Here is a 12,117-nt window from a genome sequence, read left to right as displayed (position 1 = left end):
TACTGTGACGTCAGATTTAACCTTAATTCTGGGTGGAGCTGCTTCGGGCAAGTCGGCATTTGCCGAGAACCTCGTTGTTTCTACTGGGAAAAATAGAGTTTACCTAGCGACATCACAAGTGTTTGATGACGAGATGCGGCAGAAGGTTGATCGCCATCTGGTACAGCGGGGCGGCGGTTGGACCACGATTGAAGAGCCTCTTGACCTGGGACCGGTGCTGTCCAGCCTATCCTCGGATCAGGTGTGTCTGGTAGATTGCGCCACCATATGGCTCAGCAATCATTTGCTGGCCGAAACCGATCTGGGGGCAGTCCAAACTGACCTGCTAAAGGCCCTGCGCGCATGTACAGCGCAGGTAGTGATCGTGTCGAACGAGGTCGGGCACGGTATTGTTCCCGATAACCCGCTTGCCCGTCGCTTTCGCGAAGCGCAGGGTCGGCTGAACATCGCACTTGCGGCACAAGCTGATCTGGTGGTGCAAGTGGCTGCCGGGTTGCCGTTGGTCCTGAAAGGGCAGCTGCCGTGACGCGACTGCATCTTGTTCGCCATGGGCCTACGCATGCGAAGACGATGGTTGGCTGGTCCGATCTGCCTGCTGATCTAAGCGATACAGCAGCGCTGAAGCGCCTGCACGATCATTTGCCACCCGATGCACTTGTGATTTCGTCCGACCTGTCGCGTGCAATTGACACTGCTTCGGCCATTCAGGGCCAGCGTCACCGTCTGCCACATCACCCGAACCTGCGGGAAATCCATTTCGGTCAGTGGGAGCTTCGCGGGTTTGCCGATATTGAAGCCGAAGACCCCGAGCTGGCTCTTGCCTATTGGGACAACCCCGGTGATGTCCGCCCACCGCAAGGTGAAAGCTGGAATGAGGTCCGCGACCGGGTCGATTCCGCGATCGACGCGCTTATGTCCGCGCATACGGGCCGCGATCTGGTGATCGTCGCGCATTTCGGCGTAATCCTAACGCAAGTACAACGCGCCCTTGGTCTGGACGGGCAGCGGACCTTTGCGCATCGGATCGACAACCTTTCCGTTACGGATATTGCTGTCAACGGCGGGGTGTGGACTGTCGGATCGATCAATCACCTTCCGTGAACAGGTCCAACACAAATCACTGATTTACCGGTCCGCAAAGCTGAGGCATCGTCCGCGCATGACATATGACCTTTATATCGGCGATCGCCTCTTCTCCAGCTGGTCAATGCGCGGCTGGTTGATGCTTGAGAAATTCAACCTGCCCTATCGCAGCCACATGATCGGCCTCTATTCCGGCACCATGGCGCAAGACATGGAACCGCTGGCCCCTGCCCGCCTTGTCCCTGCCCTGCGCATGCCGGATGGAACGGTTGTGGGGGAAAGCCTGGCGATGGCCGAAACCCTGGCCGAACGCCACCCCGATGCCGGGTTGTGGCCTTCGGATGCCGCAGCCCGGGCAACAGCCCGCTGGCTATGCGCCGAAATGGTAGCCGGTTTCAGCGCCCTGCGTGGAGAATGCGCCATGCAGCTGCGCAACGTGTGGCAAGGCTTTACGCCGTCTGAGGCGACTTTGTCAGACCTGGAGAGGATTGAAACACTCTGGGCACATGCGCGGAGCGTGTCAGGGGCAGACCAAGGCCCGTTATTTGGTGCCTATTCACTGGCAGACGTCTTCTACACACCCGTTGCTGCGCGGATTATAGGATATGGGCTGCCGGTGTCAGAGGCGAACCGGGCTTATTGCATGGAATTGCTCTCTGATCCCATAGTCAGACAGTGGCGCGCCATGGGATTGACCGTTGTGTACGACACCTTCCCATACGCGCAGGGTTTACCGTCCAGCCCCTGGCCGGTCGGGGGTGTATCTGCTGCGAAGCCGGTTTCAGGTGGTCCGTCAATCAACGCCGCCTGCCCGTATTCCGGCAAGCCTGTCACCGATTTCCTGGAGCTAGACGGACAATGTTGGGGGTTCTGCAACCCATTCTGCCGGAACAAAACCGTGGCCGATCCCGAAGCATGGCCCAAATTCGCGGCCATGCGCGCAGCCGTTAACGACTCTTAAACCAGAACCGTGGCAGCAACGTCCTGTTAACCAAAACAGGACTGCCATGGTCGCCCGCGCCCACACCGTTGCTTTTCAAGGCGTTGATGCCCGCCCGGTCGAGGTGCAATGCGCAGTCTCACCCGGACTGCCAGCCTTTTCCATCGTGGGCCTGCCCGACAAAGCCGTGTCCGAGGCGCGTGACCGCGTCCGCAGCGCGCTGAACGCGATGGCCATTGCGCTGCCGTCCAAGCGGATCACCATCAACCTGTCCCCCGCCGACCTTCCTAAAGAAGGCAGCCATTTCGACCTGCCCATCGCGGTCGCGCTTTTGTCCGCGCTCGACATCATCCCTGCCGATGCCGCGGAAAGCACCGTTGCATTGGGGGAGTTGTCACTCGACGGTTCTCTGGTGCCCGTTGTTGGTGCTTTGCCCGCCGCGATGACGGCCGCGTCAGAAGACCGCACATTGCTTTGTCCGCGCGCCTCCAGCGCCGAGGCGGCCTGGGTCGATGCCACTCAGGTGATCGGTGCCGGATCGCTTGGAGAGGTCGTGCGCCATTTCTCAGGCCAATCCCCTTTGCCAGCGGCACAACCCGGCGAAGTGAACCTGACACCGTCCAACCGCGACCTGCGCGATGTGAAAGGGCAGGAGCGCGCCAAACGCGCCCTGGAAATCGCCGCCGCCGGACGTCACCATCTGATCATGATCGGCACGCCGGGATCGGGCAAATCCATGCTGGCGGCGCGGCTTCCCGGAATTCTACCGCCGCTTACAGCCGTGGAAGCCCTGGAAACGTCGATGATCCAATCGCTATGCGGGTTGCTGGATGAAGGCGGAATAAACCGCACACGCCCGTTCCGCGAACCGCACCACACGGCCTCGATGGCGGCCATAGTTGGTGGTGGGAAAGGGGCCAAACCGGGCGAAATCTCATTGGCCCACAATGGTGTGTTGTTCATGGATGAATTCCCTGAGTTTCCACGGCCGGTTCTGGAAACCCTGCGCCAACCCATTGAAACCGGCGAAGTCATGGTGGCGCGCGCGAACGCCCATGTGAAGTACCCTTGTCGTTTCATGCTGGTGGCCGCCGCCAACCCTTGCAAATGCGGCTATCTGACCGACCCGTCCCGTGCCTGTTCGCGGGCACCGGGATGTGGCGAAGATTACCTGAACCGAATCTCGGGCCCTTTGATGGACAGGTTCGATCTGCGGATCGAAGTTCCGCCCGTGGGCTTTATTGACCTTGATCTGCCCCCTTCGGGCGACAGTTCGTCGACGGTTGCAGCACGTGTCGAAAGGGCGCGTGCCATACAGGCAGACCGGTTCCGTGACACGCCGGAGTTACGACAAAACGCTGACGCAGAAGGCAAAATACTGGAAGAGATCGCCACGCCCGATGCCGAAGGAAAAGAACTGCTGTTGAAAGCTGCGGATCGGTTCGGCCTGTCAGCCCGGGCCTTCCATAGAATCCTGAGGGTGGCGCGCACCATCGCCGATCTGGACGGCGCGACCGATATCCGCCGCCCACACGTGGCCGAGGCACTGAGTTTTCGCATCTCTGCCCGGGTTATGGCCTAAAGCCTGGCCTCGATGGCCTGCCAGATCTTTTCCGCAATATTTACGCCATCAAACCGTTCCAGCTCTTGAATGCCAGTCGGTGAAGTCACGTTAATCTCGGTCAGATAGTCGCCAATAACGTCAATTCCGACAAAGACCTGACCCTTTTCCTTCAGCAGAGGCCCAATCGCCGCGCAGATCTCAAGATCGCGTTCGGACAAGCCGATCTTTTCCGGACGTCCGCCAACATGCATGTTCGACCGCGTTTCGCCTTCGGCTGGTACACGGTTAATCGCGCCGACCGCTTCGCCATCCACCAGGATCACCCGTTTGTCGCCATTGCTGACATCCGGCAGGAATTTCTGCACGATCAAAGGTTCGCGCGAGAATCCGGTGAACAGCTCATGCAAGGAAGTCAGGTTGCGGTCATTGGCATCAAGCCGGAACACACCCGCGCCGCCGTTCCCGTAAAGCGGTTTGAGGATGATATCGCCGTGCTTTTCCTTGAACGCCTTGATCGTCTGCAAGTCGCGCGCAATCGTTGTTGGCGGGGTCAGTTCGGGGAAATCCAGCACCAGCAGCTTTTCCGGGTAATTGCGCACCCAGAACGGATCGTTGACGACAAGCGTCTGCCCCTTGAGACGATCCAGCAAATGCGTGGACGTGATGTAATGCATGTCAAAAGGCGGGTCCTGACGCAGCCAGACGACATCGAAATCGGCCAGATCCACCTCACGTTCGGGGCCCAGAACCGCAGGATCTCCGGCAACCCTTTGCATGGTCATGTCGTGACCTCGCGCGGTGATGCGACCTTGCTGATAGGCCAAGTGATCCGGACCGTAGAAAAACAATGAATGCCCGCGCGCCTGTGCCTCTTCCGCCAGACGGAATGAGCTGTCGGCGTTGATATCCACGGCCCCGATCGGGTCCATTTGAAAGGCGATTTTCATGGCATGTCCCTCAGTTTCCCGCCAGATACATGGACCAGCACGCCTGTGGGTTCAATGGGGCTTAGCCAAAACCAAAGGCGTTTTCGATGATGTGAACAGCGCCAGAGCCATCCACAAGTGCCGCGTCAAAGCGTACGTTTGTCAGCTGCCCGGTCGGCTCGTTTTCCAAGAACTGAGCGGCAGAGGCATAGATTCGTTCGATCTGCCTGCGGCTGATCCGGGCAGCGGCCTTTTCAAAGCTGGTGCTTTTCTTAACTTCGATGAACACAAGCCCGTCGCCGTCGCGTGCAATCAGGTCGATCTCTCCGCCAGCGCCCCGCCAGCGGCGATGCGCTATGGCAAAACCCCGACGTTCGTAATCTGCGGCGACCTGTGACTCTGCGGCCTGTCCAGCGTGGTATGAGATCGAACCCTGTCGTTCACGCCGCCCCATGTCATCCCTTGCCCAATTTCAGAGCTTTCTGGTAAATCGGTCGGCGCGGCAGGTCGTACATTTCCGATACAAGATCCGCTGCATCCCGAACCGAGTGATTTTCCAAAGCTCGTTTCAAAGCTTCTTCTAGGTCGGATTCGTTAACACTTTGCGAATGACTGCGGTCCACCAACAGGACGATTTCGCCTTTGACGGTCTTGTCCCGATACTCCGCTGCCAGTTCGGACAGGCTGCCGCGGCGGACCTCTTCAAACTTTTTCGTTAGCTCTCGACAAAGCGCAGCCTGCCGTTCAGGCCCCAGGCACTCAGCCAGGTCCGACAGACAGGCGGCAACGCGTTTTGGAGATTCGTAGAACACCAATGTGCCGGGGATGTCCTTCAACGCCTCGATACGGGTACGGCGTGCTTTGGATGCGTTGGGAAGGAAGCCTGCAAAAAAGAAGGCGTCGGTGGGAAGCCCCGCCAACGTCAGGGCCGTTACAACAGCTGATGCGCCGGGGGCGCAGGTCACGGTATACCCGGCTTCCGCGGCCTGCTTGCCCAGATCGTAGCCTGGGTCAGCAATCAGCGGCATTCCCGCTTCGGACGCGTAGGCCACCGATTGCCCTTGCGCCAGTGCCTCGATGATCTTGCCGCGCGCGCCTGCGCCGCTGTGGTCGTGATAGGCTTGGATTCGCCGACCTTCCAGCGGGATGCCATGTATTTCCATCAAGCGACGTAAACTGCGGGTGTCTTCTGCCGCAATCACATCGGCTGAGGCCAAAACATCCAGGGCTCTGAGCGTAATGTCGCGTGCTGTTCCAATCGGAGTGGCAACAAAATACAGGCCCGCAGCCAACTTGATCTTTTGGAAATTCAAAGCTGGACCCTCACAGCGTGACGTTTATTATCGCGGCTCATCAGAACAGAAGCATTCGCAGCCGTCGGATCAGGGAGTTTTCATTTAGATGTTTACCGTTTGCAAGCCCGTAAGCAAGCTGGCGAAAGTCGCCGCTACCCTGACGACCGCAGCGTTTCTTGCTGCCTGTGAACCGAGTGGTCTTGGCGGAGGTCCATCGATCAATACCTCGAAACCGGTTCCTGTCGCCTTGCTGGTTCCCAGAGGATCTGCGCAATCTGGTGATGCAGCGCTGGCGCAAAGCCTTGAGAATGCCGCGCGTCTTGCGATGTCGGATTTGCCGAATGTCCAGGTCGACTTACGCGTTTATGACACGGCCGGAAACCCGAACACGGCGACGGCCGTTGCACAGCAGGCTGTCGCGGACGGAGCAAAAATCATCATTGGTCCGGTATATGCCCAGGCAGCAAATGCTGCCGGGTTGGCGGTGCTGAGCAAGAACGTCAACGTTCTTTCGTTTTCAAACAACGCCAGCATTGCAGGCGGCAACGTCTTTGTATTGGGCCCGACCTTTGACAACACGGCCAACCGGCTGGTGAATTATGCGGGCAGTCAGGGCAAGGTCAACACGGTGGTCGTGCACAGCAATGACGCCGCAGGACAGCTGGGCCGGTCCGCAATCGCCAATGCCATAGCGAACAGTCGGGTCAACAATGCAGGGACCGTCGCATACGACCGGTCGCAACAGGGCGTCATCAATGCGGTTCCCACGATCAAGGCCACCGTCGATTCGACGGGCGCGGATTCGATCTTTCTGACGGCGACCACGGCGGGGGCATTGCCGCTGTTCTCGCAATTGCTGCCAGAGGCCGGTGTTTCTCCGGCAACCACGCAATTCATTGGCCTGACACGTTGGGATATCCCTCCGCAAACTCTGGAGCTTCCTGGGGTTCAGGGTGGGTGGTTTGCGTTGCCTGACCCGTCCAAGGCACAAGCCTACCGTCAGCGTTACAACGCAACCTACGGCGAAGCACCGCACCCGATCAGCGGTTTAGCCTATGACGGTATCGCCGCAATTGGGGCCTTGGTCAGCCAGGGCAAATCAGATGCCCTGACCGCTTCGGCCCTGACACAGAACGCCGGTTTCCAGGGCGTTGGCGGCATCTTCCGCCTGCGCCCGGACGGCACCAACGAACGCGGTCTGGCGGTTGCCACGATCCAGAACAAACAGGTGGTTGTGATTGACCCTGCCCCACAAAGCTTCTCTGGCGCCGGTTTCTGATCTGACTGGCGCGATCAACGTGCCCGAAAGCGCGTTGATCTGCCCCGCCGGGGACATCTTCGACAGCACTGCCGTCAATGATGCACTGGCTCAGGCCTTTGAGGCCTGCCCGGACAACACCAAAATGCGGTCCGAGACGGTGCGCATTCTGCGCGAGGCTCAAAAGTCTGGCCGCGCGGTCATTGCAGAGGCATTTGGCGAACGTCCTTTCGACGCGCGGGCACTCACGCGCTCATACACTTACCTGACGGATCAACTGGTTGGGACGGCGATGCTGGTCTCAAGCACACGCCTGCATCCGCTTGCAACGCCCACCCAAGGTGAAAAGATCGCCGTTCTGGCTGTTGGCGGTTATGGGCGCGGGGAAATGGCGCCGTTTTCCGACGTCGATCTGCTGTTTCTCACCCCCTACAAGATCACCGCATGGGCCGAGAGCGTTATCGAGTCGATGCTTTATATCCTTTGGGATTTGCGGCTGAAGGTCGGGCATTCCTCACGCACGATCAAGGATTGTCTGCGGCTGGGCGCCGAGGATTTCACGATCCGCACAGCGATGTTGGAGCAACGCTATCTGGCCGGTGACAAGGCGCTGGCGGACGGGTTGGACCGAAGGCTGAAAGACGAACTGTTCAAGGGAACTGAACGCGAGTTCATCGAAGCAAAGTTGCACGAACGTGATGAACGCCACCACAAACAAGGCGAGCGTTACATGGTCGAACCCAACGTGAAGGAAGGCAAAGGCGGCCTACGCGATTTGCAATCCCTCTACTGGATCGCGAAATATGTCTATGGCGTTCAGGACGTGGCCGAACTGGTGCCTTTGGGCTTGTTCACACCCGAAGAGTTCAAGACCTTCGTTCAGGCCGAAGAATTCCTTTGGGCTGTGCGTTCGCACCTGCATCTTGTCACCGGTCGTGCGACCGAGCAGCTTACCTTTGACATGCAGGTCGAGGTTGCCGCGCGCATGGGGTACGAGGACCGCGCCGGGCGTCGCGCAGTCGAAGTGTTCATGCAGCGGTATTTCCGCGAAGCCACCCGCGTGGGTGAGTTGACGCGCATCTTCCTGACCAAACTCGAATCGCTGCATATGAAAGGTGCGCCGTTGCTGGAGCGCATTTTCCGCAGACGTCGACGGGTCAAGGCAGGGTACAAGGTGGTTCACGGCCGTCTGGATCTGGTGGAACCTGAAAAATTTCTATCCGACAAAGTGAACCTGCTGCGCCTGTTCGAAGAAGGTTTGCGGACAGGTATGCTGATCCATCCCGATGCCATGCGGCTGGTGAGCGCGAACCTGCATCTGATCGATGACGAGATGCGCGGCGACAAGGAAGCCCAGCGCATTTTCCTGGATCTGATGTTGAAACACGGCAACCCGGAACGTGCATTGCGACGTATGAACGAACTGGGCGTGCTGTCCGCTTTCCTACCCGAGTTCGAGCACATCGTGGCGATGATGCAGTTCAATATGTATCACAGCTATACGGTGGACGAGCATACGATCCAATGCATCGTCAATCTTGCCCAGATCGAACGCGGAGAGCTGGTCGAATCCCTGCCTCTGGCGTCATCGATTCTGAAAGGCGGGGTGAACCGAAAGGTGCTGTACGTCGCGCTTCTTCTGCATGACATTGCGAAAGGTCGCCCCGAAGATCACTCGATCCTTGGGGCACAGATCGCGCGCAAGGTGGCGCCTCGGCTCGGCCTGAACAAATCGGATTCCGAAACCGTTGAATGGCTGGTGCGTTATCACTTGCTGATGTCCGACATGGCGCAAAAACGCGATATCTCCGACCCTCGGACGGTGCGCGATTTTGCCAAAGCCGTTCAGACAACCAAACGGCTGGATTTGCTGACGGTTCTGACGGTTTGTGACATTCGCGGTGTTGGCCCGACCACCTGGAACAACTGGAAGGCCACCTTGCTGCGCGCCCTGCATGCTGAAACAAAGCGTGCACTGGAAACCGGTATGGAAGATCTGAACCGGGCGAACCGGGGGGCCGAGGCCAAAACAGCGCTACGCCGCGCCTTGGACAACTGGTCCAAGGCTGACCTCAAGGTCGAGACCGGGCGCCACTACGCCCCGTATTGGCAGGGCCTGAACCTTGCGACGCATATCGAGTTTGCCGAGATGCTGTACGCGCTGGAACAAAGCGGCGATCCCGGCGCGATGGAAATTCGCCTGCAACCTGATGAAGACCGTGATGCGACGCGGGCCTGTTTCGCCATGGGAGATCACCCCGGTATTTTTGCCCGCATCGCCGGGGCACTGGCTCTGGTCGGCGCGAATGTCGTGGATGCACGTAGCTATACCACCAAAGACGGCTACGTGACGGACGCGTTCTGGATTCAGGACGCCGAAGGGCACCCGTTCGAGGCATCGCGCCTTCCACGCCTGACGCAGATGATTCACAAGACCCTGCGCGGCGAAGTCGTCGCCAAGGAAGCACTGAAGTCGCGTGACAAGATCAAGAAACGCGAACGCGCTTTCAACGTGCCAACTCATATCACGTTCGACAATGAGGGCTCTGAAATCTACACAATCATCGAGGTGGACACACGCGACCGCCCAGGCCTGCTGTTTGATCTGACCCGGACCCTGGCCGCGGCGAACGTGTATATCGCCAATGCCGTGATCGCGACCTATGGCGAACAGGTGGTCGATACGTTCTACGTCAAGGATATGTTTGGCTTGAAGTATTACTCGGAAAGCAAGCAGCGCGGACTTGAGGCGAAGCTGCGCACGGCAATCACCGAAGGCGCCGAGCGTGCGGCCTCATGAAGCAAATACGGTTGTTCTCTGGCCTGTTCACGGTCGGCTTCTGGACGCTCGCCAGCCGAATTCTGGGGTTTCTGCGGGAAATACTGTTGACGGCCTATATTGGACCAGGCCCTGTGATGGATGCCTTTGTTGCAGCCTTTCGCCTGCCCAACATGTTCCGCCGCTTTTTCGCCGAGGGGGCATTTAACGCGGCCTTTGTGCCGATGTTCTCCAAACGACTGGAAGCCGACGAAGACCCTCAGGGTTTCGCGCAGGACGCATTCAATCTTCTGGCCGTGGCTGTTCTGGCGCTGGTCGGGCTGGCCATGGTTTTCATGCCCGGTCTGGTGTGGCTGACCGCCGAAGGGTTTTACGGCGATGAACGGTTCGATCTGGCGGTGGATTATGGATATGTTGTGTTTCCATACATCCTGTTCATGTCTCTGGCTGCCTTGTTTTCTGGTGTTCTGAATGCAACCGGGCGGTTTGCGGCAGCGGCAGCTGCACCTGTTCTGCTGAACATTTTCGCCTGCACCGCCCTGATCGCCGGTGCCATGTCCGGCGGCGAAGTGATCCGGTGGTTGATCCCGGTCATTCCGGTGGCCGGTGTCGCGCAACTGGCGCTGGTCTGGGTTGCTACCGAACGCGCCGGCATCCACATCCGCCCCAGCATGCCGCGTCTGACGCCCGAAATGCGACGGATGGTACGTATCGCAGTCCCGGCCGCGCTGGCGATGGGGGTCACGCAGGTCAATCTGGTTGTCGGGCAATTGGTTGCATCGAAAACCGCAAATGCCGTCAGCTGGCTTTTTGCCGCAGACAGGCTCTACCAGTTGCCTTTGGGTGTTGTAGGCATTGCTGTCGGCATAGTCTTGTTGCCGGACCTGTCCCGCCGTTTGCGTGCGAATGACAAAGAAGGCGCACGCAATGCCTTTTCCCGGGCCGGTGAGTTCACACTGCTGCTGACGCTGCCTTCGACTGTCGCCCTCGTGGTTATGCCAACCCCCCTCGTGTCGGTGCTGTTCGAACGTGGTCAGTTCGGCCCCGAGGATACGGCCGCCACGGCCCTTGCGGTTGCCATCTACGGGGTCGGGCTTCCGGCTTTCATGTTGCAAAAATTGCTGCAACCGCTGTTTTTTGCGCGCGAGGATACACGTTCCCCGTTTCACTACGCGGTTGTTGCGATGATCGTGAACGCAGCTCTGGCGTTTGGTCTGTTTCCACTGGTGGGCTGGATCGCACCGGCAATTGCTGCATCGACTGCCGGGTGGGCGATGGTTGTGCTACTGGCCTTGGGCTCACGACGTATGGGTGAAGAGGCACGCTTCGATGACCGGTTCAAAAAGTGCGCGAGCAGGATTGTGGCCGCTTCGCTTGGGATGGGCGCGATCTTATACGCCGCGCTCTACCTGTTCGGGTGGGCGTTGGAAGTTCCCGGCTGGCGTTATCTGGCACTGCTGATCCTGATCATGGTCGCTGCCGTCTCATATTTCCTTCTGGGTCATATCTTCGGCGCCTTCAAACTGTCGGAGTTCAAACACACTCTGCGCCGGTCCTGATCAATCCCGGCGAATGCGTCCGACGATCCGGGACCACGCGCCCGGTGCAACAAGAAAAGACAAGCCAAAACCGGTGGCAAACCCACCCAGATCGGCAACCCATTCCCAGTTGCCACCAAAGATCAGGCCGAAAAGAAACTGTATGCCCATAAGGACTGCAATCAATTGAAATGCCCGTGCTTGGTTTGCACCTACAAGTGACAGTTTGCGCCACAACAGCCACGTGAATGCGCCGATCAGGCCATACACCGGCGGGAACCCTCCAATCAGCGGATAGCGTGGGTCCAGTAACACAGCGTAGGCAAGCGCGCCGCCAATGCCTGATACGATAAAAATCAGCAGCATCGAGAAACCGCCGAACACTTCGCCAACCATTTTGCCCATCGCCAGCACGAAAACACAGACGAAAATCGCCTGCGTGAAATTTGCGGACACGAAGGGGTAGGTCACGAAGCGGATGACATGTTCGAATGGCCAGCGCCCGTTCAGTACCATCCAGTCGAAAATATCCGCCGAGAACGCATAATGCTGGATCGCATCCAGCCGCCAGCCCACCGCTGCTGGTCCTCCAACCAGCCCGCGTGATCCCAGCGTGAAGGCAATTTCTATCCCGATGATGAACAGAACCAGCGCCACCACGGCAGGTGGCAGGGGGTTCACAGGCGGTGTGTAATGTTCACTGCTCATTGGGCTGGCCTTTCGCGGCTGTTGAC

General features: G+C 58.7%; 11 protein-coding genes. 7 read left to right on the top strand and 4 right to left on the bottom strand.

Annotated features, from left to right (window positions below):
- Positions 1-4 precede the first annotated feature (4 nt).
- From cobU to AC2FLU_RS03245, 4 genes are read left to right on the top strand one after another with little or no spacing between them, the layout of a single operon-like run.
- Positions 5-526 (top strand): bifunctional adenosylcobinamide kinase/adenosylcobinamide-phosphate guanylyltransferase, encoded by a 522-nt coding sequence (gene cobU / locus AC2FLU_RS03260; protein ID WP_496714920.1) that lies wholly within the window; start codon positions 5-7, stop codon positions 524-526.
- Positions 523-1,101: a histidine phosphatase family protein gene (locus AC2FLU_RS03255; protein ID WP_496714919.1), complete on the top strand. Its 579-nt coding sequence runs from the start codon at positions 523-525 to the stop codon at positions 1,099-1,101. The genes cobU and AC2FLU_RS03255 overlap by 4 nt, the downstream gene beginning before the upstream one ends.
- A 58-nt stretch (positions 1,102-1,159) precedes the next feature.
- The gene (locus tag AC2FLU_RS03250) at positions 1,160-2,044 is read left to right on the top strand and encodes a glutathione S-transferase (RefSeq protein ID WP_496714918.1); all 885 of its coding nucleotides are present in this window, start codon (positions 1,160-1,162) and stop codon (positions 2,042-2,044) included.
- A 46-nt stretch (positions 2,045-2,090) separates the two neighbouring features.
- Positions 2,091-3,605, top strand: a complete 1,515-nt coding sequence (locus tag AC2FLU_RS03245) for a YifB family Mg chelatase-like AAA ATPase (RefSeq protein ID WP_480494275.1) — start codon at positions 2,091-2,093, stop codon at positions 3,603-3,605.
- Here AC2FLU_RS03245 and gshB read toward each other — a convergent pair.
- The 3 genes from gshB to rsmI form a co-directional block, all read right to left on the bottom strand.
- Positions 3,602-4,534, bottom strand: a complete 933-nt coding sequence (gshB, locus tag AC2FLU_RS03240) for a glutathione synthase (protein ID WP_496808295.1) — start codon at positions 4,532-4,534, stop codon at positions 3,602-3,604. The two genes, AC2FLU_RS03245 and gshB, sit on opposite strands and share 4 nt — an antisense overlap.
- 61 nt (positions 4,535-4,595) lie before the next feature.
- Positions 4,596-4,967: a YraN family protein gene (locus tag AC2FLU_RS03235; RefSeq protein ID WP_480494278.1), complete on the bottom strand. Its 372-nt coding sequence runs from the start codon at positions 4,965-4,967 to the stop codon at positions 4,596-4,598.
- A 1-nt stretch (position 4,968) separates the two neighbouring features.
- Positions 4,969-5,826 (bottom strand): 16S rRNA (cytidine(1402)-2'-O)-methyltransferase, encoded by an 858-nt coding sequence (rsmI, locus tag AC2FLU_RS03230; protein ID WP_496808296.1) that lies wholly within the window; start codon positions 5,824-5,826, stop codon positions 4,969-4,971.
- An 88-nt stretch (positions 5,827-5,914) separates the two neighbouring features.
- Here rsmI and AC2FLU_RS03225 point away from each other — a divergent pair, with 88 nt between their 5' ends.
- Genes AC2FLU_RS03225 through murJ form a run of 3 tightly spaced genes read left to right on the top strand, consistent with a single transcriptional unit; the run spans position 5,915 to position 11,404 of the window.
- Entirely contained in the window at positions 5,915-7,087 is a 1,173-nt protein-coding gene (locus AC2FLU_RS03225) for a penicillin-binding protein activator (RefSeq protein WP_496808297.1), read from the top strand.
- Positions 7,047-9,866, top strand: coding sequence for a [protein-PII] uridylyltransferase (locus AC2FLU_RS03220; protein WP_480475156.1), 2,820 nt, complete (start codon positions 7,047-7,049; stop codon positions 9,864-9,866). The genes AC2FLU_RS03225 and AC2FLU_RS03220 overlap by 41 nt, the downstream gene beginning before the upstream one ends.
- Positions 9,863-11,404 carry a murein biosynthesis integral membrane protein MurJ gene (gene murJ, locus AC2FLU_RS03215; protein ID WP_496808298.1) on the top strand — a complete coding sequence of 514 codons (1,542 nt, stop codon included), beginning with the start codon at positions 9,863-9,865 and terminating at the stop codon, positions 11,402-11,404. Before AC2FLU_RS03220 ends, murJ begins: the two co-directional genes overlap by 4 nt.
- Here the strand turns inward: murJ and AC2FLU_RS03210 are convergent, their stop codons facing one another.
- Entirely contained in the window at positions 11,405-12,091 is a 687-nt protein-coding gene (locus tag AC2FLU_RS03210; protein WP_480604774.1) for a rhomboid family intramembrane serine protease, read from the bottom strand. It abuts the gene before it with no gap.
- Between the last annotated feature and the right edge of the window lie 26 nt (positions 12,092-12,117).

It is taken from the genome of Ruegeria sp. SAZD013, assembly GCF_059612525.1.
The sequence above is the reverse complement of the archived record's forward strand: the minus strand, read 5'-3'. Positions and strand labels throughout refer to the sequence as shown.